General features: G+C 70.1%; 18 protein-coding genes. 9 read left to right on the top strand and 9 right to left on the bottom strand.

What is annotated here, in order from left to right:
• Positions 1 to 127 precede the first annotated feature (127 nt).
• The 3 genes from OHB04_RS39965 (at position 128) to OHB04_RS39955 (ending at position 3,128) form a co-directional block, all read left to right on the top strand.
• Positions 128 to 1,648 carry an MFS transporter gene (locus tag OHB04_RS39965; RefSeq protein WP_326809356.1) on the top strand — a complete coding sequence of 507 codons (1,521 nt, stop codon included), beginning with the start codon at positions 128 to 130 and terminating at the stop codon, positions 1,646 to 1,648.
• A 326-nt stretch (positions 1,649 to 1,974) separates the two neighbouring features.
• A complete protein-coding gene (locus OHB04_RS39960) occupies positions 1,975 to 2,706 on the top strand; it encodes a class I SAM-dependent DNA methyltransferase (protein WP_326809355.1) in 732 nt (243 codons plus the stop codon).
• Positions 2,707 to 2,927: 221 nt separating this feature from the next.
• Positions 2,928 to 3,128 (top strand): SCO3870 family protein, encoded by a 201-nt coding sequence (locus OHB04_RS39955; RefSeq protein ID WP_326692513.1) that lies wholly within the window; start codon positions 2,928 to 2,930, stop codon positions 3,126 to 3,128.
• 457 nt (positions 3,129 to 3,585) lie between these two features.
• On the opposite strand, the gene OHB04_RS39950 is transcribed toward OHB04_RS39955, so the two are convergent.
• From OHB04_RS39950 to OHB04_RS39930, 5 genes are all read right to left on the bottom strand, one after another.
• Positions 3,586 to 4,326: a VOC family protein gene (locus OHB04_RS39950; RefSeq protein WP_326692512.1), complete on the bottom strand. Its 741-nt coding sequence runs from the start codon at positions 4,324 to 4,326 to the stop codon at positions 3,586 to 3,588.
• A gap of 493 nt (positions 4,327 to 4,819) precedes the next feature.
• Positions 4,820 to 5,392 (bottom strand): hypothetical protein, encoded by a 573-nt coding sequence (locus OHB04_RS39945; protein WP_326809354.1) that lies wholly within the window; start codon positions 5,390 to 5,392, stop codon positions 4,820 to 4,822.
• Between the two features lie 118 nt (positions 5,393 to 5,510).
• Complete coding sequence (locus OHB04_RS39940; protein ID WP_326809353.1) at positions 5,511 to 6,200, bottom strand: DAK2 domain-containing protein; 690 nt, start codon at positions 6,198 to 6,200, stop codon at positions 5,511 to 5,513.
• Entirely contained in the window at positions 6,197 to 7,222 is a 1,026-nt protein-coding gene (locus OHB04_RS39935; RefSeq protein WP_326809352.1) for a dihydroxyacetone kinase subunit DhaK, read from the bottom strand. Before OHB04_RS39935 ends, OHB04_RS39940 begins: the two co-directional genes overlap by 4 nt.
• Entirely contained in the window at positions 7,219 to 8,637 is a 1,419-nt protein-coding gene (locus OHB04_RS39930; protein ID WP_326809351.1) for an MFS transporter, read from the bottom strand. Before OHB04_RS39930 ends, OHB04_RS39935 begins: the two co-directional genes overlap by 4 nt.
• A gap of 176 nt (positions 8,638 to 8,813) precedes the next feature.
• On the opposite strand from OHB04_RS39930, the gene OHB04_RS39925 reads away from it, so the two are divergent.
• The 6 genes from OHB04_RS39925 (at position 8,814) to OHB04_RS39900 (ending at position 16,110) form a co-directional block, all read left to right on the top strand.
• Complete coding sequence (locus OHB04_RS39925; protein ID WP_326692507.1) at positions 8,814 to 9,701, top strand: dihydrodipicolinate synthase family protein; 888 nt, start codon at positions 8,814 to 8,816, stop codon at positions 9,699 to 9,701.
• Positions 9,702 to 9,783: 82 nt separating this feature from the next.
• Positions 9,784 to 10,482, top strand: a complete 699-nt coding sequence (locus tag OHB04_RS39920) for a GntR family transcriptional regulator (RefSeq protein WP_326692506.1) — start codon at positions 9,784 to 9,786, stop codon at positions 10,480 to 10,482.
• A gap of 17 nt (positions 10,483 to 10,499) precedes the next feature.
• Positions 10,500 to 11,924: an aldehyde dehydrogenase (NADP(+)) gene (locus OHB04_RS39915; protein WP_326809350.1), complete on the top strand. Its 1,425-nt coding sequence runs from the start codon at positions 10,500 to 10,502 to the stop codon at positions 11,922 to 11,924.
• A gap of 230 nt (positions 11,925 to 12,154) precedes the next feature.
• Positions 12,155 to 13,609, top strand: a complete 1,455-nt coding sequence (locus tag OHB04_RS39910; protein WP_326809349.1) for an FAD-binding oxidoreductase — start codon at positions 12,155 to 12,157, stop codon at positions 13,607 to 13,609.
• A 129-nt stretch (positions 13,610 to 13,738) separates the two neighbouring features.
• On the top strand, positions 13,739 to 15,136 hold the full coding sequence (locus OHB04_RS39905; RefSeq protein ID WP_326809348.1) for an MFS transporter: 1,398 nt from the start codon (positions 13,739 to 13,741) through the stop codon (positions 15,134 to 15,136).
• 287 nt (positions 15,137 to 15,423) lie between these two features.
• A complete protein-coding gene (locus OHB04_RS39900; protein WP_326692502.1) occupies positions 15,424 to 16,110 on the top strand; it encodes a hypothetical protein in 687 nt (228 codons plus the stop codon).
• 112 nt (positions 16,111 to 16,222) lie between these two features.
• Here the strand turns inward: OHB04_RS39900 and OHB04_RS39895 are convergent, their stop codons facing one another.
• Genes OHB04_RS39895 through solA form a run of 4 tightly spaced genes read right to left on the bottom strand, consistent with a single transcriptional unit; the run spans position 16,223 to position 22,408 of the window.
• Complete coding sequence (locus tag OHB04_RS39895) at positions 16,223 to 17,464, bottom strand: MFS transporter (RefSeq protein WP_326692501.1); 1,242 nt, start codon at positions 17,462 to 17,464, stop codon at positions 16,223 to 16,225.
• Between the two features lie 54 nt (positions 17,465 to 17,518).
• The gene (locus OHB04_RS39890) at positions 17,519 to 19,183 is read right to left on the bottom strand and encodes a hydantoinase B/oxoprolinase family protein (protein WP_326809347.1); all 1,665 of its coding nucleotides are present in this window, start codon (positions 19,181 to 19,183) and stop codon (positions 17,519 to 17,521) included.
• Positions 19,180 to 21,243, bottom strand: coding sequence for a hydantoinase/oxoprolinase family protein (locus OHB04_RS39885; protein ID WP_326809346.1), 2,064 nt, complete (start codon positions 21,241 to 21,243; stop codon positions 19,180 to 19,182). Before OHB04_RS39885 ends, OHB04_RS39890 begins: the two co-directional genes overlap by 4 nt.
• Before the next feature lie 22 nt (positions 21,244 to 21,265).
• The gene (solA, locus tag OHB04_RS39880; protein ID WP_326692498.1) at positions 21,266 to 22,408 is read right to left on the bottom strand and encodes an N-methyl-L-tryptophan oxidase; all 1,143 of its coding nucleotides are present in this window, start codon (positions 22,406 to 22,408) and stop codon (positions 21,266 to 21,268) included.
• Between the last annotated feature and the right edge of the window lie 81 nt (positions 22,409 to 22,489).

Genomic DNA, 22,489 nt, shown 5'->3' with positions numbered 1-22,489 from the left:
CCTTCTGGCACCGGAGTATCCGGAAGGCCCCGTATTCCCGGCTGACCGCGCTGAGCAGGGGTGAACGGGGCGGGATGGCAGGGCGAGGTGACCGGCTCTCACGAAAGCGGTCACCTAGGGTCACCCCATGAGGGACACGCAGGGGAAGGCAGACGGGGCCGCCGGGGCCGTACATCTGTCGTCGCGGACGGGCAGATGGGTACTGAGCTGCTCGGTGCTGGCCTCCGGGATGGCACTGCTGGACGGCACGATCGTGAACATCGCGCTGCCCCGCCTCGGCCGCGACCTGGGCGCCACGCTCGATGTCCTCCAGTGGACCGTCAACGCGTACATGCTCACCCTCACCGGGCTGATCCTCCTGGGCGGCGGGCTCGGCGACCGCTACGGTCGGCGACGGATCTTCCTCATCGGCGTCGTGTGGTTCGCACTCGCCTCCGCGCTGTGCGGCGTCGCCCCGAACAGCGAGGTGCTGATCGCCGCCCGCGCGCTTCAGGGCGTGGGCGGCGCACTGCTCACACCGGGCTCGCTGGCCCTGGTGCAATCGACGTTCCGCCAGGAGGACCGGGCCAAAGCCATCGGCGCCTGGTCGGGGCTCGGCAGCGTCGCGGGCGCCGTCGGCCCGTTCCTCGGCGGCTGGCTGGTGGACGGCCCCGGCTGGCGCTGGATCTTCCTCATCAATCTGCCGCCGGCAGCCGTCGTGATCCTCGTGGCCCTCCGGCACGTCCCCGAGAGCCGCGACCCCGACGCCGGGGGCGACTTCGACGTGATCGGCGCGGCGCTCGCCGCGCTGAGCCTCGCGGGGGTGACGTATGCGCTGATCGCGGCCTCCGGCCACAAGCCCGCCCTCGCGATCGGGATCACGGCGGCCGTCGGGGTGGTGTGCGGCGCGGTCTTCGTCCAGGTGGAGCGCCGCCACACGCGCCCGATGCTGCCGCTCGGGATCTTCTCCGTCCGGCTCTTCTCGGCTGTCAACATCGTGACGCTGTTCCTCTACGCCGCGATCGGCGGGGTCTTCTTCCTCCTCCCCATCCAGCTCCAGACCACCGCGGGATACAGCGCGTTCCAAGCGGGTGTCTCCACGCTGCCGGTCACCGTCCTGATGCTCGTACTCTCCGCCCCTGCGGGCGCTCTGGCCCAGCGCATCGGCCCCCGCCTCCCGCTGACGCTGGGCCCGCTGATCACGGCCGCCGGCTTGCTCCTGCTGCGCCGGGTCAGCCTCGGGGGAACGTCGTACGTCCTGGATGTCCTGCCCGCCGTGGTGGTCCAGGGGCTGGGCATGAGCCTTTTCGTCGCTCCGCTGACGGCCACGGTCCTCGCCTCCGTCGACGTCTCCCGCTCCGGCATCGCCAGCGGCGTCAACAACGCGGCGGCCCGCGCGGCCCAGCTCCTGATCGTCGCCGTACTGCCTCTTGCTGTCGGGCTCTCCGCGCACGGCTACACCTCCCCCCACGCGGTCGACGACGCCTTCGGCTCCGCGATGCTGATCTGCGCGGCGCTCTGTGTCGCCTCGGCGGCCCTGGCCTGGTTCCTGGTCCCGCGATCAGCCCTCGAACCCACCCCCGATCGCGAAATCGCCCGCCCCGAGTGCACCACCAGCCTGGGCGTCTCGGCCCCACCGCTGGAACCGGGCGAGAACAGGCCGCGCTGACAGCAGGTCGGCTCTCCGGCACACGGCAGCCCCACGGCTTCGGCGACGACCACAGCCGTGAACGGCCGGTGAGCGAGGGCGTATACGGAGATCGGCATGCAGAACCTGCCAACAGCAGCGCTTCCGCTGTAGGCACCCGAGCCGTACTCCTGCTCAACCCGAGTTGCGGGGCTCGTCACAGATCTTGGAGTGTCTGTCTCGGCGGACCTGGGCCGGCCCCAGTCTTGGGGCATGGGTGGCTGCGTCTCGGTCCTACCCGGGAAAGTAGTACGGCGTCTCAGCTATTCGCTGGTGCGGCTCGCAGCGTGGTGGTTGACTCCTGCGCCGTGACTGGACTCAACGATCCCGCGTTCTTCGACCGTTACGCCCACGAATACGACGAGCGGGACGCCTACGAACCGACGCAGACCGTCGACTTCCTGGCCGGACTGGTCCCAGCGGACGGGCGCGTCCTGGAACTCGCGATCGGCACGGGCCGAGTGGCATGTCCCCTGGCCGCACGCGGGATCTCCCTCGAAGGTATCGACGGCTCACCCGCCATGGTCGAGCAGCTGCGCGCGAAACCCGGCGGCTCGGAGATCCCCGTGACGATCGGCGACATGGCCGACGTGGCAGTGGACGGCCCGTTCCAGATGGCCTACCTGGTCTTCAACACGCTGTTCAACCTGCCCGGCCAAGCCCGCCAGGTCGACTGCTTCCGCAACGTCGCCACGGTCCTCGAACCCGGCGGACTGTTCGTCATCGAGTGCTTCATCCAGGACGTGACCGAGTTCGACCGCCATCAGCGGGTCGCCACCCGCACCCTCTCCGAGGATGCGGTGAACATGGAATTCCTGCTCCACGATCCCGTGGAACAGGCCGTCACCTACCAGCGCGTGACCTTCGACGCGCAGGGCACCACGCTGCGGCCCCTTCGGCTCCGCTACTGCTGGCCGAGCGAGCTGGACCTGATGGCCCAGCTCGCCGGTATGCGCCTGCGCGAGCGCCACACCGACTGGGACCGCACCCCATTCACCGCAGCCAGTCGCAGGCACGTATCGGTCTACGAGAAGCTGTGACAGCTCCCGAGGAGGTTCGATCCTCACGCCTGTCCGCTACGCGCGGCACCCGGCCCCGCAATCCGCACCAGGCGCTCGGAGTGTTTCTCCCGGACCGGCCATCGCGTCCCTCACCACCGTGCTTGAGCTGCACCGTTCCGGGCAGTCGGTGGGGGTAGCTGACAGGGCATTACGTAGACTCCGCGGCCGACCAGGTCGGCTCGTTGTTTGGAGGAGATGGAATGGCAAAGCCCCCCTTTGGCGCCTTGTCCGGTGCACTCGCGGCGCTCGGGACCGCGCTGATTTTCCTCGCGGTCGAGTTGCGCGCAGATGGCTATGAGCGGTACGTCACGTCCGTTTCCACCGCCGCCGGCGCGATATACATCGCCGCGGCCTTGGTGGTAGTGACGTGGATACGTGCCCGCCGGACACGCTCGGACTGAGAAGGACCGGCGCACCCGGCAGACGGGCACTGGTAATGACTTCCGGACCGCGTTACCGCGGTCCGGAAGTCATTGGCGAGTGGGGCCCAGGAGAGAAACGACCGGGCTCGGCGGCCCGCAACCCGGCCGCACGAGCACCGGTCCTGGGCGAGCTCGTACCGCACGGCGAACAATCCGCCGGCGTCGAGCGCTGGAGCCGAATGTGCCGGACTCCACGATCCGGCCGGATCGTTGCGACCGGTTCATGGAGTACAGGTACATCAGCGCGTGCATTCCCTGTACAGCTGCGTCGGGCATCCGGTACTGGACCGTGGTGGGCGACGAGTTGGGGGCGGTCGAGGACGCCGACCGCTTCCTGCGAGCCCGAATCAGCCGAGACGCCGCAGCCCAACCCACCCGGGGTCATGGCGCATGAGCACACAGGGCTCACATGCCGGGGTGTCGTCAAGGCTCCGCGTCAGGACGGGGCGAGGACGCAGAACTCGTGGCCCTCCGGGTCGGCCAGACATGTCCACGGGACGTCGCCCTGGCCGAGGTCGAGGTCGGTGGCGCCGAGGGCCCGCAACCGGGCCACCTCCGCTGCTTTGTCGTCACCGGGATACGGCAGCAGGTCAAGATGGACCCGGTCCGGCACGGTCTTCACGCCGGGCGTGCGGAGGAACTCGAGATACGAGCCGACACCCTTGGCGGAGCGCAACACCGCACGATCGTCAGTCACCTCGTGCAGGGTCCAGTCCATCGCCTCACCCCAGAACCGGGCCATGGCCCGCGGATCCGCACAGTCGACCACCATCGCGGCGATCGGCCCGGTGTCCCGGTAGATCTCCCGAGGCTCCAGCACGCAGAACTCGTTGCCCTCCGGGTCGGCGAGGACCGTCCACGGCACCGCGCCCTGGCCCACGTCGGCGGGCGTCGCACCGAGAGCCTGGAGGCGCGCGACCAACTCCGCCTGGTGGGCCACGGAGGTGGTGGCGAGATCGAGGTGCACACGGTTCTTTGTTGTTGTCTTGGGCTCCGGGACAGGAACGATGTCGACGCAGACGGCGACCGGGTCCGGCCAAACGGGGCCGCCGACGGGCCCGACATAGGTGGTTACGCCGGGGCTGTAAGCACACCAGCCGAGCGCCTCCGCCCAGAACCGGCCGACCGCCGAGCCGTCAACAGCCTTCATGTTCACCTGAACAGGTCGCAGTGCCATGCCGGCGATCCTATGCGCCCGCTCTGCGACGACATCCGCAGCTACCGTCGCCGAACAGAGATCAACTCGCTCACCAGCGACAGCACCACACCTGTTGCGGCGGACAAGCGCAACCACACCGGCGCTGAGCAGCATCCTGAGTAACCCGCCACCGCAACAGGCCGAAAGTGTGAGCTGGGAAGAGGGCTGGATATCCGGCGGCCCTCACGACTGGTGACCTTCGACGTGTCCGTCGATGGTGCCGGCCGGGTGAATGGTGCCGGTCCGGGTGATGGAGGCGAGCGTCGCCTCCATCACCGCCTTGGACGTGCGGCCCGGGCGGACCGCTGCCAGACCATCTGTTGTGCCGCGTCCCTTCTTTCTTCCCGCAATTGCTCTCCGGGTGGAGTGCTGTGACCGGACCGGGTGGGGCCTCTCACCCGACCTGTCGGACACGGCCGCAGAGGCACGGGCACGGCGGCGCGGGACCGCCCAGGCCGTGAGATGCGCGGCCTCAGTCGGAGAAGGCGCGGGCGAACCCGGCCAGATTCCGCGGGCAGGCCCATATCTCCCGCGTCATCCGGCCGTCGTACCAGGACTGCGCCATCTCGTCGGGCCAGTCCTCCTCATCGGCCGGGTCCGCCTGACTGGTGGCGTCCCGCTCCGGATGGGCCAGCATCTTCAGGACATGCCGGAAGTTGTCCAGCTCGGCATCGAGCGGCATGTCGTCACACGGGTGCGCCTCATGCCCACAGGATGTCTGCCCCAGGGCTCGCTCGACGGCGGCCATCGCCTCCAGCACCCGGGCCTCGGCCGCCGCGTCCGGACGGGCGTGGATCACGTAAGGGCCTATCAGCACCATCCCGAGCGTCCACAGCGCCGTGTCCGGGCCGCCGGCCGCCACGCTCGCTTCAAGGTTCTTCGCGCACTCCAGCACCGTGCCCGGCGCATTGCCGAGGTAGTAGCCGTGCCGCATCTCGTCCCACTCACCGATCAGGCCGTCCCACTCGGCAGGGTTGGTGGGCGCCGGGGTGGGGGACGGCTCATCGTCGTCGTATCGGTCCTCGACCGTGTGGCCATTGGTCATGATCCGAGGATGACATGAGGTTCTGACAACGCCACGGGGCAGCCGGATCGACGGCGACGGCGCGAAGGCCCGCAACGCCATCAGTGGCTGCGGGGTTGGGCGACGCCATCGCCCGCCGTCAATTCCGTGCGGGCGGGCCCTGCGGGGCGTGTGCGGATGCCAGGTGGTCCGTCAGCTCACCGGCCGGCCGGCCCTCCGCCTGCGCGCGGGACCAGAACAGCAGGGCGACGCCCAAGGCCCCGGGGTCGGGGGAGCCCAGGGCGCGCTGTCCGACATAGGAGGCGCGGCCCCGGCGGGCGCGCAGAGCGGAGGTCGACTGTGCGCCCTCCAAGGCGGCCAGGGCGACGTCCCGTACGCCGGCGCCCGCCTCCAGGGCGTCCTGCGCCGGGACCAGGGCGTCCACCATGGTGCGGTCCCCGGGCTCCGCCTCCCCCACACGTTGGATCGCGGCCAGGCCCTCGCGGACACCGGACCGCCAGGCCGCGTCGCCGCCGTCGTCGCCTTCGTCGCCTTCGTCGCCTTCGTCGCCGTCATGGTCGGCGAAGGCACGGGCGATCTCCTGGAACAGCAGCCCGATAAGTGGGCCGCTGGTTCCGCCGACCTCGTCGAGGAAGACCGCGGCGGCGACCGCGAAGGGAGGTTCGCCGGGGCGGGCGTCCAGCGCCGAGACGACCCGGCCGAGTCCTTCGCGCAGATTGTCGCCGAAGTCGCCGTCCCCGGAGAGCTGGTCGAGGGTGGTGAGGGTGTCGTGAGCGGTGTGCGCAGTCCGCGCGTAGACACGCAGGACGAGCTGTTGGTCGCTGGTCATCGGGCGGACTCCAGGGCGGGGAAGGCAGGGAGGGCGGGGAAGGCGGGGGTACGGGAGGGGGCATGCCAGTAGGGGGCCCAGTCGTCGCGCAGCGCGGTGAGCGTGAGGGAGAAGCCGCTCATGTCCAGGGCCGGGACGAAGGTCCCGACGAGCCTGCCGGCCACGTCCAAGCCGCGCTTGTCCAGCAGCTCCGACACCCGGGCGTGGACCGCGTGCAGTTCCAGCAGCGTGGTCGAGCCGAGCCCGCCCACCAGCAGGACGACGGAGCGGGGCGTGGTGGGAAATGCGTTGAGCACCTGCTCGGCCATACGGTCGACCAACGGCTCGAACCCGGGATGCTCCAGCGTCGAGGCAGCGCGCTCGCCGTGGATTCCGACACCGTATTCGAGCGTCTGGTCGGGGAGTTCGAAGGCTTCGCCGCCACGGGAGGGGGACGTCTGGGCGCGCGCTGCGACCGCGATGCTGCGGGAGGCGGCGGCGAAGTCGGCGCCCAGGTCGGCGAGTCGGTCGAGCCCCAGGCCGGAGTCGGCGGCCCCGCCGAGGAGTTTCTCCACGATGACGGTGGCTCCCGTGCCGCGGCGGCCCGTCGCGGTCTCGGTGCTCTCGGTGGCGAGGTCGTCGTCGACGAGGACCCGGCGGACCGGAATGCCGTCGGCGCGCAGCCGCTCGGCCGCTATGCCGAAGTTGATGCGGTCGCCGGTGTAGTTCTTCACCACGTGCAGGACTCCGTCCGGCCCTGCGACGGTGCGGGACGCCTCGTGGACCTGCCGGTTGTGGGGGGAGGCGAAGACGCTGCCGGGGACGGCCGCGTCCAGCATGCCGGGGCCCACGAACCCGGTGTGCAGGGGCTCGTGGCCGGAGCCGCCGCCCGAGACGATGCCCACGCGCCGGGCGGGATGCCGCTCCCGGGCAGTGACATACAGTGGGTCCTCGTGGAGCCGGAGCAGCCCGGGGTGGGCGAGGGCGAGGCCGCGCAGGGCCTGCGGCACGGGGCTGTGCGCGGGCAGGAACAGATGGTTCACGGAGCCTGGGTCCTTTCGGTGACGGTAGGTGCAGCGGTGCCGGTCGATGCTGCGGGGACGGTCGGTGCAGCGGTGCCGTCCGGTGCCGCGGGGAGGTGCGGTGCCACCGTTCGGGGGTCAGGGGCGGGGGCCTCTCCCGAGCGCAGCCGGGTGGCGGCCAGGCCGGAGACGACGGCCACGCCGACGCAGTAGACGATCAGCCAGGACCAGTGGCCGCCGCTCGCGGACAGCAGGGCCGTGCCGATGAGCGGGGAGAGGCCCCCGCCGAGCGTGGCGCCGATCTGCTGGGTGACGGACAGGCCCGTGTAGCGGACGTTGACCGGGTAGAGGTTGGAGAACAGCGCGCCCTGCGCGCCGTACATGGCGCCGTGCCCGATGCCGAGTCCGAGGGTCATTCCCAGGACGTAGGCCCAGAACTGTCCGGTCTGGAGCAGGAGGAAGAACGGTACGGCGAGAAGGGCCTGGAAGGCGGCGCCGGCGATGTACACCCGGCGTCTGCCGACGCGGTCCGAGAGGGCGCCGAACAGGGGGAGCGTGCAGCACTCGACGGCACATGCGATCAGCACGGCGAGGAGCACGGGGCCCTTGGGCAGGTCGAGTTCGGTGGTGACGTAGGTGATGGCCACCACGTAGTAGATGTTGAACAGTCCGCTCTCGGCGATCTTGGCGAGGATGGAGTAGGCGACCGTGCCGGGCTGCCGGGTGAGGACCTCCCGCACCGGCAGGCTCTGTACCTCGCGCTCCTTGCGCATCTTGACGAACTCGGGGCTCTCGGTGATGTTCAGCCGCATCCAGATGCCGACGCCGACCAGGAGGATGCTGGCCAGGAAGGGGAGGCGCCAGGCCCAGGAGTCGTAGGCGCCCGCCGGCAGTACACCGTCGAGGGCGCTGACCAGGCCGACCGGTATCAGGACGCCGGCGGGGGTGCCGATGTGCACCAGCGAGGTGAAGAAGCCCTGCCGGGAGGAGGGGCTGTATTCCAGGGCCATGAGCACCCCGCCGCCGTATTCGCCGCCCATGCCGAGCCCCTGGATGAGGCGGATGAGGACGAGCAGGACGGGCGCGGCGATGCCGATGCTGTCGTAGGAGGGCAGCAGGCCGATCGCGAAGGTGCCGAGGCCCATCATGAGCATCGTGATGACGAGGATGTTCTTGCGTCCGAGGCGGTCTCCGAAGTGGCCGAAGACGATGCCGCCGAGCGGCCGGGCCGCGTATCCGACGAAGTAGGTGGCGAACGCGGCCAGGGTGCCTATCAGGGGTGAGGCGTCGGGGAAGAAGACCTTGTCGAAGACCAGCGCCGCGGTGGTCGCGTAGAGGGTGAAGTCGTAGTACTCGACGGTGGTGCCCAGAGCGCTGGCGGTGACGACCTTGCGCAGGGACGCCCGTGAGTCGGAAGGCGGGGCCGGTACGGGCATGCTCGCTCCATTGCGATGGCGGCTCGGAGGGCGGGGTCGGTGCTGTCGTTTCATGCTGCACGGATGCCGACCGCGTCCGGAAAGCGGCGGTTCTCCTGACGAGAACCACGTGCTAGCATCTGATGCATCAGACATTACATCCGCATTTTGTTTGCGGCAATACCCGGGAGATGCGCGTGAAGGACATCCAGCTCGGCGGGATGATTTCCACCGTCGTCACGCCGTTCGACGCGAACGACGAGGTCGACTTCGACCTGCTGCGCGGCGAGGTCAAGTACCTCCTCGAACAGGGAGTGACGGCGATCTGCGCCTGTGGCAGCACCGGCGAGGGCCAGACCCTCTCCCTGGAGGAGAGCGCCGCGATCTGCGCCACCGTCGTCGAGGAGGTCGCCGGGCGCGTCCCGGTGATCGGCGGCGTCATCCAGAACTCCACCGCCCAGGCCAAGCGCTACTCGCTCGCGCTGAAGGAGGCCGGTGTCGACGCCCTCCAGGTCACGCCCGTGCACTACGTCTTCGCACCCGCGCCGGAGGAGACCGTCGCGCACTACCGCGAGATAGGCGAGGCCACGGATCTGCCGATCGTGCTCTACAACGTGGTGCCGTGGGCGCTGGTCCCGGTGGACACCATCGAGCTGCTGCGCGACGTGCCGCAGGTCGTCGCCATCAAGCAGTCCGGCGGTGACATCCATCTGCTCGCCGACCTGCTGCACCGCATGCGCGACCGGTTCACCGTGCTCGCCGCGCTCGACGACCTGCACTACCCGGCATTCGTCATGGGCGCCCACGGCGCGCTGGCCGCCATCCCGACCGTCACCCCGCGCCTCAGCGTCGAGTTGTGGGACGCCGTCCAGGCCGGCGACCACGCGAAGGCGCTCTCCTTGCACGAGCGGATCCTCACGGTCTGGCGCGCCATCGACGCGCCCAACCTGCCCGCGACGCTGAAGGCCGCACTGGAACTCCAGGGCCGCTCCCCCGGCCTGCCGCGCCGCCCCTTCAAGCCCGCCGGTGAAGCCGAACGCGAGCGCATCAAGGCGGCCCTGCGAACGGCTAATCTGATCGATTAGATGCAGTGTTCACGTCTGGCTACCGTGTCCGCCCCGGCGCCGACCAACGGCGCCTTAGCGGCCGTTGGAGAATGAAGGTCTCATGGCCACCCCCTCTGCCCCTAACCGTCGCGGCGCCACCTCGCTGGCCGTGGAACCGATCTCCGAGCAGCTCTACTCGATCCTGTGCGAGCGGATCACCAGCGGTGACTACGCTCCCGGGTCACGGCTCGATCCGCAGTCCATCGCGAAGGAGTTCGGCGTCTCCCGCACTCCGGTGCGTGACACGCTGGTGCGCCTGGAACACGACCGGCTCGTCGAGACCCGTCCGCGATCGGGCACTTTCGTCACCCGGCCGTCCCGTCAGGACGTCCACGAGGTGTGCCAGCTGCGCAAGGGGCTGGAGTGGCTCGCCACGGGGGTCGCAGCAGCGGAGATGCCGCTGGAGCAGATCGCCGACCTGCGCGACGAGGCCGTCTCCGCGCTGCGCTCCGCCGAACAGGGCGACTACGAACCGTTCTTCGCGAGCGACACGCGTATCCACAACGAGATCACCGCGAGTACCGGCAACAGCCGGCTGATCACCGCCCGCGGGTCGGTCGAGCCCTTCGTCCACTGGCTGCGCGTCCTGGGCGCCACCGGCCCGCACCGGCTCGCGGGATCCACCCAGCGGCACCTGGAAATCCTGGACGCCATGGCGGTCCGTGACGTCGCCGCCGCCCAGGAGGCAGCCGCCGTCCATCTCGCCGAAGTCGAGGAGTGGACGCTGGCCGACATGGCCTCCCACGACATCGTCACCTGACTCCTCCGAGGTCCACTGTGAGTACCGCTTCGTCCCGCACCACCCCCGCCGGTCCCGGCACCGACCCGCTCGACACCGTCCTGGCCCGGGCCGCGACCGCCGCGGAACCGGCCCGCAGGTCCGTCCCGGCCGAACGCGCCCGCTGGCTGGAGGCCGTGGCCGCCGCGCTCGACGCCGCCGCCGCGCGCCTGGTACCGCTCGCCCACGGCGAGTCGCACCTGCCCGAGGGCCGTCTGTCCGGCGAACTGGGCCGCACCACCTTCCAGTGCCGGCTGTTCGCGGAACGCCTGGGCTCCGGCGCCTTGGACGACGTCCGCGTCGACCACGCGGACGCGGACTGGCCGATGGGCGCCCGCCCCGACATCCGCCGTACGACCGTTCCGCTGGGGCCCGTGCTGGTCTTCGCCGCGAGCAACTTCCCCTTCGCCTTCAGCGTCATGGGAGGGGACACCGTCAGCGCTCTGGCGGCCGGCTGCCCCGTGGTCGTCAAGGCGCACCCGGGACATCCCGAGCTGTCCCGGCTCACCGCTGCCATCGCCACGGAGGCGCTGGAGGCGGCCGGTGCCCCGCCCCATCTGCTGCAACTCGTCGAAGGCGAGCAGGGCGGCGCGGACGCTGTGCGGGACCACCGCGTCAAGGCCGTCGGCTTCACCGGTTCCACCCGCGGCGGCCGGTACCTCTTCGACCTGGCCATGGGCCGCCCCGATCCCATCCCCTTCTACGGGGAACTCGGCTCCACCAACCCCGTCGTCGTCACACCTGCCGGGTGGGCCGAGCGGCCCGGGGACATCGCCGCCGGATTCGCCGCGTCCTGCACTCTTGGCTCCGGCCAGTTCTGTACGCAGCCGGGTGTGGTGTTCGTCCCCGACGCCGACGCTTTCTTCGGGGCCCTGCCGCCGCTCACGGCCGGGCCGATGCTGGGCGAGCGCATCGCCGCCGCGTACGCCTCCGCGCTCGACGACCTCGCCGCCCGGGACAGAGTGTGCACGGCGCTGCGCAGGGCGAGCGACGACGGGCACCCGGACATCGCCCTGCTGCGCACCACCACCGACGCGGTCCTCGACGATCCCTCGCTCATCGCCACGGAGGTCTTCGGCCCCGCCTCGATCTTCGTCGAGTACGGAGACCTGGCCGAGGTCGAGGCCGTGCTCGCCGGTTTCGAGGGCGCCCTGACCGGCACGGTCCAGGGCGGCGACGCCCTCGACGCCGACGGGCGGCGCCTGCTCGACGTGCTCGCCGGACGCGTCGGACGGGTCATCTGGAACCAGTGGCCCACCGGCGTCACCGTCAGCGACGCGCAGCAGCACGGCGGACCCTGGCCCGCCTCGACCGCGCCCGGCACGACCTCCGTCGGGACCGCTGCGATCGACCGGTTCCGGCGTCCGGTGGCGTTCCAGAACGTTCCCGGGCCCGCACTGCCGCCCGAGATCCGGGACCGGTAGCCCGCCCCGCCGCGAAGCCCCCTCTGCGCTCGTCCGCCGGACGGCCAGTGGGGGTGCTCGTGCTGCCGTCGTCGGCACCTCGCGACCCGATCGGGTGCGGCCCCTTGTCCGCCACCTTGGCCATATGTAATGTCTAATGCATCAGATCGGGTCGCCATGCGGACGCCGTGTGAGCCGCCGTCCTCGCAGCCGGAGCACCGGCGGATCCCTCTCCTTGATGGAGCGTTTCCATGTACGAACCAGCGGAACCCCCTCCCCCAGGCCCCACGGACCCCCACCCCGCACCGGACCGGCCCGCACCCGAACCCGGTCCCGCCGACGCCTTCCTCGGGGCACTCCAGGAAGCCCTCGGTCCGGGCCTGACCACCGTCGACGCCGATGTCCTGGAGACCTACCGAACCGACAGCGCCCCCCTCTGCGCCAGCGGCACCCCCCTGGCACTCGTACGCCCCCGCAGCACCGAAGACGTCGTAAAGGTGATGCGCCTGGCCGACCGGTACGCCGTGCCCGTGGTGCCCCAGGGTGCCCGGACCGGCCTGGCCGGCGGTGCCAACGCGGTCGAGGGCTGCGTACTGCTCAGCCTGGAGCGGATGAACGCCATCGTCTCCATCGACCCCGTCAACCAGACCGCGGTGGTCCAGCCCGGCGTCGTCAACGCCGACTTCTCCCGCGCGGTTGCCGAGCAGGGACTCCACTACCCGCCCGACCCGGCCTCCTGGGAGTCCTCCACCCTCGGCGGCAACGTGGCCACCAACGCGGGCGGCCTGTGCTGCGTCAAGTACGGCGTCACCACCGACTTCGTGCTCGGCCTCGAAGTGGTCCTGCCCGACGGCGACGTGCTGCGCACTGGACGCCGTACGGTCAAGGGCGTCGCCGGGTACGACCTCACCCGGCTCTTCGTCGGCTCCGAGGGCACCTTGGGCGTCGTCACCGAGATCACTCTGCGGCTGGTCCCGCCGGCCCAGGTCCCGCTCACCGCTGTGGCCTTCTTCCCGGCCATGGAGCCCGCCTGCGACACGGTCACGGAACTGATGCGCGGACCGGTCCGGCCGTCCCTGCTGGAGATCATGGACCGCCCTTCGGTGGACGCCGTCGGCTCCTACCGCGACCTCGGCTTCCCCGCGGACGCCCAAGCGGTGCTCATGACCCAGTCGGACCGCGGCCCGCTCGCCCCCGACGACCTGCGGCACTTCGAAGAGGTGGCCGCCCGCCATGGCGGCGAGGTCATGATCGCCGCCGACCCCGCCGAGGGTGAAATGCTGCTCGCCGCAAGGCGGCTGCTCGCCCCCGCACTGGAGAGACTCGGCGCCTTCCTGTCCGACGACGTCTGCGTGCCCCGCTCCGCGCTGACCGATCTGGTCTCCGGGGTGGCCGGGATCGCCGAGCGGCACCGGCTGCTCATCACCTGCTCCGGGCACGCCGGTGACGGCAACATGCACCCCACCGTCGTCTTCGACCGGAACATCCCCGAACAGGTCGAACGGGCCCAGACGGCCTTCGAGGAGATCATGTCGCTCGGCCTGGAGCTGGGCGGCACCATCACGGGTGAACACGGAGTGGGCACCCTCAAAGCCCCCTGGCTGGAGCGCGAACTCGGGCCCGTCGGCCTGCGGGTCCAGCGCGACGTGAAGCGGCTCTTCGACCCGAAGAACCTGATCAACCCGGGCAAAGTACTCGCCCGCTGAATCCGCGCGGCTCCGCGGGGATCCCCCCTCTCGTTCGCGCTCTCGTGCTCGCTCTCGTGCGCGCGACCCGCGCTCACCGCGCCCGCCTCTGCCCCCGCCCCCGGACACCCGCGACAGGATGAAGCCCTCGTGCACACACCAGATCACGCCGAGCGAGATGGCCGGCAACCGGCCGCGGACACCGGCCCCGAGGCCGTCGCCGAGACCGGAACCGGCACCGGGGCCCGAGCCGGGGGCGGCGCCGCAGCAGCGGGCGCCCGCCCCACCCGGGTGCGCTACGGCCTGCTCGGCCTCCTCTTTCTGGTGACCGCGCTGAACTATCTCGACCGCTCGAACCTCTCGGTCGCCGCCCCGCACCTCAAGGACGAGTTCGACCTCTCGGCCACGGAACTGGGGCTGCTCTTCTCACTGTTCTCCTGGTCCTACGTACTGGTGCAGATCCCGGGCGGCTGGCTGCTCGACCGCCTCGGGCCCAAACTGGCCTACGGGTACGCCCTGGTGGGCTGGTCGCTGGTCACCGTCGCCACCGGGTTCGCCCGCAGCCTGAACACGCTCCTCGGCCTGCGGATCGCCCTCGGCCTGAGCGAGGCCCCCACCTTCCCCGCCAACAACAAGTTCGTCTCGACGTGGTTCCCCTCCTCCGAACGCGCCCGCGCCACCGGCGTCTACAGCGCCGGCCAGTACCTCGGCCTGGCGCTCGCCCTGCCCCTGCTCTCCTGGATCATCGCCGGTTCGGGGTGGCGGGAGATGTTCGTCATCACCGGCGCGGTAGGACTGGTGCTCGCCGTCTTCTGGTTCTGGAAGGCCCACTCCCTGCCTGCCGAACACCCCAGGATCAACGAGGCCGAACTGGCCCTGACCAAGGAGACCGAGACCGCCCCGGCCCGTGTGAAGGCCAGCTGGCCGGAGATACGCCACCTGCTGTCCCACCGCCGGCTGTGGGGCATGTACATCGGCAACTTCGCGGCCAACGGCGTGATGTGGTTCTTCCTGAGCTGGTTCCCCACCTATCTGACCGACGAGAAGGGCATCACGGGCATCACCGGCGGCTCCATCGGCTCCGTGCCGTACGTCGCCGCGCTCGTCGGCGTCCTGTCCAGCGGCTACATATCCGACCGGCTCCTGCGGCGCGGCCTGTCCCGCACCGCGGCCCGCAAGATCCCCCTGGTCTGCGGATTCGTCCTGTCCGGCTGCATCGTCACCGCGAACTTCACGGACAGCACCGGCCTGGTCATCCTCATCATGTCCATCGCCTTCTTCGGGCAGGGCACGAGCGCTCTCGGCTGGACCATCTGCTCCGAGGTCGCACCAGTACGGAGCCTGGGCCTGGCCGGCGGCGTGTTCAACTTCTTCACCAACCTGGGCGGAGCGATCAGTCCGCTCATCGTCGGGGTCATCCTGGACCGCACCGGCTCCTTCGCGGTCGCCCTGACCTTCATCGCGGGCCTCGCCATGGCCGGCCTGCTCTGCTACCTGCTGCTGATCGACCGCGTCGAGCGCCTGCCGGAGCCGAAGCCGGCGAAATGACGGGGCGCAACGGCGGCGCCCCACGGCTGGGGGCACCGACGCCCCGGAATTCCGGAGCTGCGGGAAACGCCGATCCCTTCATAGCGGGCCCGGGTATTTACCACCGCATACGCCGACCGTGTGTAAACCCTATTTCTTTCGGCGGCGGAAGCTTGCCGAAGCCACAATCCGCGTCACTCTGGGTACGGTGTGCAAGTATTCATTGCGTTTGAACCCTGCGCCATGACGGCGCGATGCGGCAGCCGAGGGAGATCATGGGTCGGACACGCACACGTCGGGCAGCCGCGTTGACCGCTCTCGTCGGAGTAATCGCTGTCGTCCCGGCGGTGCTGCCACCGGAGGGCGCCGGAAAGCGGACTGGGACCACACCGTCGTTCGAGGCCGCGGCTGCGGAGCGGCTCGGCCCGCCGACACCACGGCCACCTCGCCTCCCGCGAGATTTCCACGGGAAGGGCAAGTGGGTCGTCCGGGATCTGGGTATCACGGTCCCGTTCACCTGGCAGGGGAGAAACGGCGACAGCCAAATGGTCGCGGGAGGCCCGCAGTACCCGATCTGGTTCACGAACCTGATCTACCACAACACGCTCTACACGCTGACCTATAAGTGGCCCGGCCTGAACGAGCATCCATGCTCGAAGATCCCAGGCTTCAATCTGCGCCAACTGAACCGGGCATTCAAGACCGCGCGGTTCGTCGGGCGGGAGACCCTGGAGCGGAACCCCCGGCGGCAGGTGCATCACTGGAGGGTCGGTGTCGTCCTTCCGAAGCTGCCGCCGGGAAAATTTCTGCGGTTTCCGCTTGCCCTCGGCGACATCTACGTCGATCAGCGCAATCGCGGTACGTTCTGGCAGGTGCTGCAATTCGGCATCCAGAATCTCTACGACCCTGAGCTGGACGAGTGGCTGGTGATGGACACGTTCGAGCACAGGCCCGGAAGGGTCACGCTTCCCCGCCGGTGCCGGCCGCCGTCGTGACCTGTGCGGGCCGACAATTCCTGGAAACTCGCCCGCACAGCGGCGAGGGGTGCCCCCGGCATCCAGCATCCCCGGGGGACACCCCTCCCGCGGCAAGGTCTTCGGTGATCTTCTAATCCAGGATTCGGCCCTTGGTTTCCGGCAGCAGCCAGATGAACAGGAGGGTCAGGGCGGTACAGATCGTCACCACGGTGACGATCGCCCTGCCCAGCCCGCTGCCCGCCGCCGCCCAGCCGATGAACGCCGGGCTGAACGCGGCGACACCGCGCCCGACGTTGTAGGTGACGCCTGCACCGGTGCCGCGGACACGCGCCGGGAACAGCTCGGTGAACAGGGCGCCCTTGCCTGATGCCTGGGCCGAGATGAAGAAGCCGACCACGAACGCGAGCAGCAGGTTGTACCAGAGGGCATCGAGCGGAACTGCCATGAACAGGAATCCGAACACCGCGGTTCCCAGGTAGAAAACCGTGAACGCCCAGCGTCGTCCGATGCGGTCGTGCAGGTGGCCGCCGAGCACATAGCCGAGCCAGTTCCCGGCGATCATGAACCAGATGTACATCGCGGTGCCGCTGACGCTGAGCCCGCGTTCTTCCTTCAGGTACAGCGGAATCCAGGTCTGCATCGCGTAGGTGCTTCCCAGACCGGTCGCACCGAACAGCGTGCCCAACACGGTGTGCTTGCGCAGTCCTGGGGCGAAAAGCTGGGCGAACGCCCCCTTTTCGCGCGGCTTCCGCCGCACCTGGGTCGTCGGCACGTCGCGCAGCTTCCGCCGGATCAGCAAAGCCACCAGCGCGGGCAGGACGCCGGTCACGAACATCACCCGCCACGCGAGCGTCTCCGGCAACCAGGCGTGACTGAGCAGGTAGGCGAGGTTCGCGCCGGCCCAGCCCACGGACCAGGCGGACTGGATCCATGCCAGTACCCTCCCCCGACGCTCCGGAGCCGCGTACTCCGCCATGAGCGCGGCACCCACCGGCCATTCGGCGCCGAAGAAGAACCCTTCGAGGGTGCGCCACAACAGCAGCTGCTCGAAGTTCTGCGAGGTGGCGGTCAGGCCGGTGAACAGGGCGTATGCGCCGATCACCAGCACCAGGACCTGGACCCTTCCGAAGCGGTCCGCCAGCCTGCCGCCGACCACACCGCCCACCGCGGAGCTGATGAGCGCGCAGGAGGTGGCCAACCCGCCCTGCGCCGTGGTGAGGCCGAATGTGGCGATGATCCCGCCGAGGGCGAGCGGGAACATCTGGTTGGTGAAACCGTCCAGGCCCCAGCCGCTCCAGGTCGCCCAGGTCACCCGTCGGACGAGAGATCTGTCGATGCTGGGGGCAGAGGAAGCAGCCGATGTGGTGGTCATGCCTGCACTCCGATCGGTCAATGCCAGGTTCGGTCAGCGCCATGGGGGGGTCGCTCAGTCGGCCGACCGGAATCCGTACAGGTCGCGGGCGGCTTGCCCGGTGATGCGCCCGTTGCGCAGGTCCTCGCGCACCCGTTCGGGACTACGTGAGGCCGGGTCGCCGAGGCCTCCGCTGCCGGGGCTTTCCACCCGGAGTACGTCGTCCCGGCGCAGCTGTACGCCGGATACCCGCCCGCCCGGCAGCCGGCGTTCGTCGTCCCGGCCAGGGTTGACGACGAAGCGTCCGAGGCTCCCGTCGTGGCCGCCGCGCAGGCCCCATGGCCGGGTCGCCTGCCGGTCGGCATGCGCGGAGAATTCCGCGCTGTCACCGAGGATCCGCACATCCCGGCGCACGCCGAGACCGCCGCGGTGGGTGCCCGCGCCGCCGGAGTCGGGGATCAGTTCGTAGGTGTCGACCAGTAGCGGGTATTCCTGTTCCAACGCCTCGATCGGCAGGTTCGAGGAGTTGGTGATGTGCACCTGGACGGCGTCCAGACCGTCCTTCGTGGTCCGGGCGCCGCCACCCCCGGCGACCACCTCCGGGTAGACGAAGAAGTCGCCGTCGCACTCTCCGGAGAACGTCACATAGGTGACAGTGCTGTGGCTCGCGGCCGGAACCCGCTCCGGCACCGCGGCAGCCAGCGCGCCCAGCACGACGTCGGCCACTCGCTGGCAGGTGTCGGTGCGGGCGGTCACCGGCGCGGGCTCGACCGGGTTGACGATGCTGCCGTACGGCGCGTCGATCTCCACCGCGTCGAAAAACCCGCCGTTGGGCGGAATTCCCGGATCCAGCACGGCCTTCAGCGCGTAGTAGACGGTTGCTTCCAGCGCCGGGCGCACCACGTTGATACCCACCGGCGACTGCGGACCGGTACCGGCGAAGTCCAGCGAAACGCGTTCTCCGTCAACGGTGACAGCTACCGCGATCTCGGTGGCCGGGCCGTCGCTGGGGTCCATCAGGTCGTGGAATCGGTACGTACCGTCCGGGACGTCGCGCAACGCCGCCGCCAGCCGCTTGCGGGAGTGGTCGAGCAGGTATTCGGTGGCCGCGCGGACCGTCTCCCCGCCATGGCGCCGGTACACTTCGCGCAGCTGCCGTTCGCCGATCTCCACCGAGGCCAGCTGGGCGAGCATGTCGCCGCGCCGCTCCTGCGGCAGCCGCGAGTTCAGCTCGACGAATGCCAACGGCGCCTGCTCGACGCCGTCGGCCGTGGCGAACTTGACCAGCGGAATGCGCAGCCCCTCCTGGAACAGCGAGTTCGAGTCACCGGCGTTGCTGCCAGGGGCCCGCCCGCCGATGTCGGAGTGGTGTGCGATGTTCGCGCTGTAGCCGAGCAACTCACCGTCGGCGAACACCGGCTTGACCATGGTGATGTCCGGCAGATGGGTGCCGCCGCCGTGGTAGGGATCGTTGGTGATGAACACGTCCCCCGGCCGCACCGTCAGCTCGGAGGCCACCAGCGAGTCGATCAGGCCGGTCATCGATCCCATGTGGATCGGCATGTTCTCGGCCTGCGCGACCAACTTGCCGTGCTCATCGAACAGCGCGGTCGAACAGTCCGAGCGTTCCTTGATGTTCGTCGAGTAGCTCGCCCGGCGCAGCACCGCGCCCATCTCCTCGGCGACGGTCACCAAGGACGCGCCGATCACCTGCACTGTGATGGGGTCGAGAGTCGTCATCGCTGCTCCACTTCGATGATCAGGTTGCCGTAGCGGTCGACGTGCGCGGTGGCGTCCGGGGTGATGACCGTGGTGGTGTCGAGCTGTTCGACGATCGCCGGGCCGGGCAGCACGGTGCCCGCCCGCAGGCCCGCGCGGTCGTAGACCGGGGTGTCGACCGGGCCGGTCTCGTCGAAGTCGGCCCGGCGGCGGCCGATCAGCGCTTCCCCTGGCTCGGAGCCTTCGGCGATGGCCGGCAACTCCGGCTTGTCGACGGCCGCCGCCGCGGTCAGCTGCACTTCCACGATCTGCACCAGGGCGTCGCGGTGCGCGAAGCCGTAGCTCTTGGCGTGCTGCTCGTGGAACGCCGCCACGATCTCGGCCACCGCCTCGGAGTCGAACCGCGCCGCGCCGATCACTCGCTGCGGCAAGGGAACCGACAGCTCGAAGTTCTGCCGGGCGTAGCGCATCCTGGCCTCTCCGGTGATCTCCGTAGCCGCACCGGGCGGCGCTTCGGACGCCAGCCAGCCACGAGCCGATTCGTGCACCTCGTGCAGCACCTCGTTGAGCTTGTCGGGGTTGCGCTCGTCGGCCTCCTCCAGCACGGCCTTGGCGAACTCGGTGCGGATGTCGGTGACGAGCAGTCCCAGCGCGCACAGCGTGCCCGGATTCGGCGGCACCAGCACGGTGCTCATGCCTACCTCGCGGGCGACCTCGACCGCGTGCAGCGGGCCGGCCCCGCCGAAGGCGACCAGGACATAACCGCGCGGGTCCTCGCCTGCCTCCACCGACACCTTGCGCACCGCTCCGGCCATGTTGACGGCCGCGATCCGCCCGATGCCGCGTGCGGCCACCGGCCGTTGGGCCCCCATGGCCTGCGCGACGCTGTCGACGGCACGCTCGGCTGCCGCGTAGTCCACCGCGAGCGCGCCGCCCAGGATGTACTCCGGGTTCAACCGTCCACGAAGGACGTTCGCGTCGGTGACGGTCGGTTCGACGCCGCCTCGCCCGTAGGCTGCCGGGCCGGGCTGCGAACCGGCGCTGCCCGGGCCGACCTCCAGCGCCCCGCCGGGGTCCACCCGGGCGATGCTGCCGCCGCCGGCACCGACGGTGTGGATGTCCAGCGAGGGGGTGCGGACCGGGCGGTGGCTGATCCGGCGCTGCGACGACACCAGTGCCCGCCCGTCGCGCACGAGGCAGACATCGGTACTGGTGCCGCCCATGTCGAAGGTGATCAGGTTGCCGAAACCGGCCTGCCCGGCCACATGCGAAGCCGCGACGACGCCCGCCGAAGGCCCGGACAACAACGTGGTCACCGGGTGCCGGCTCACCGAGTCCAGCGACATCATGCCGCCGCTGGAGCCGATCACCCTGGGCTCGACCGGTATTCCGGTCGCCCGGATCCGCTCGGCCAGCCGTGACATGTAGCGGTTGATCTTCGGGCCGACGTAGGCGTTGACCACGGTGGTCGAGAACCGCTCGAACTCCCGGAACACCGGCGCCACCTCGGCGGAGGCACACACGTATGCCTCCGGCAGGGCGGCCCGCAACCGGTCGGCGACCTCCAGTTCGTGGTCGCCGTTGCGGTAGCTGTGCAGGAAGCAGACCGCGACCGCCTCGGGCTCCGCCTCGCGGACCCGAGCCACCGCGGCGGCGGTGTCGTCCTCGTCCAGCGGGGTGAGTACCTTGCCCTCCGCGGACATCCGCTCGATGACCGCGTGCACCAGCGACCTCGGGACCAGCGAAGGTGCCTTGTCGGCGTCCATGTCGTAGAGGTCGGGGCGTTGCTGGCGGCCGATCTCCAGGATGTCCCGCAGTCCCGCGGTGGTCACCAAAGCGGTGAGTGCGCCGTTGGACTCCAGCACGGTGTTGGTCGCAACGGTGGTGCCGTGCCCGAGATATCCGACCTCCCCGGGGTCCGCGCCGGCCTGTCGCAGTACCGCACGGACGCCTTCGGCGACCGCCACGGACTGGTCGTCGGTGGTCGAGGGCAGCTTGTGGATGTGGAACCGGCCGGTGGCCGCGTCCAGGGCGGTGACGTCGGTGAACGTGCCGCCGACGTCGATTCCGATGCGGAGCATGGAAATCCCTTCGGGATGGAGATCAGGCCAGCCGCGACAGTGACAGGTGATCGATGGGGACATCGGTACGGCCGGTGAGCAGCAGGTCCACGGCGGCCCTGGCGAACACCGGCGCCAGCTTGAAGCCGTGACCGGAGAACCCGCCCATGACCAGGACGTTGGGCCGCTGCGGGTCGCGGCCGATGATGCCGTGGTTGTCCGCGGTGTAGCCCTCCATGAAGGTACGGACGGCGGTGGGCCGCGCCGGCAGGCCGTCCAGGCACCGTGAGACCGCGGCCGACACCCGCGGGACGTACTCCGGCTCCACGACCGGGTCGAGCCGGTCCGGATCGTCCACGCCGGACTTCGGTACGTGCAGGTTGATCTTCACGCCACCGCCGACGTCCGGGAAGAAGGAGAAGATGTTCTCCCCGCCGCTGCGGCGGATCCCCACGGGGAAGTGCTCGGGAGCCCAACCGGGTCCGGCATCGAACCAGCACAGCACGGCGCGGCGGATGTCCACCTCGCCCGCCAGCATCGGCACGCTGCGCGTGATCCAAGGGCCGGTGCACACGACCGCCTGGTCGAACTTCTCGACCTTGACCTCGTCGCCCTGCCGGTGGTGGACGGCCACACCGGTGTCGGTGTCGACGACATCGACGACGGTATGGCCGGTATGGATCGACGCACCGGCTTTCCGGGCGAGCAGGGCGGTTTCGGCCACCGCGCGCCGCGGGTGCAGCAGCCCGCCCTGCCGGTCGAGCAGTACCACGTCGTCGTCGAAGAGCCGGTGTTGCGGAAACCGCTGCGCCGCCTGACGGTGGTCGAGCCGCTCGACGTCGAGTCCCCATTCCTCGGACACACCGACGACGGTGCGTACGTCGGGATCCCGCGCCGACCCGATGGTCAGCGCCCCGCACGGATCGAGCAGCCGGACGCCGGCCTGTGCGCCGAGCCGGTCCCACGCGCGCCGGGCCTCGCGCAGCAAGGGCACATAACTGCTGCCCTCCTTGTAGGCGACACGGAAGATGCGGGTCTCCCCGCCCGCGCCGCCCCGCTCGTGGCCGACGTCGAACTGCTCGAACCCGGTCGCGGGCACGCCGCCGGCCGCGAGCCTGTGCAGGACCTGGCTGCCCATCGTGCCCACGCCGATGACGGCGACGCTCGGCTGCTGGCGTGGCTTCATCACTGTCTCCGCGGTGGTGGGAGCCGTTTCGCGAGGAACGTAGCATTCACTTCACTGATGGACAATGGATGAAGCAAATAC

Origin of the sequence: Streptomyces sp. NBC_01775, from assembly GCF_035917675.1 — a bacterium.
Lineage (GTDB): Bacteria > Actinomycetota > Actinomycetes > Streptomycetales > Streptomycetaceae > Streptomyces.
This window is presented reverse-complemented; position numbering and strand designations above follow the sequence as displayed.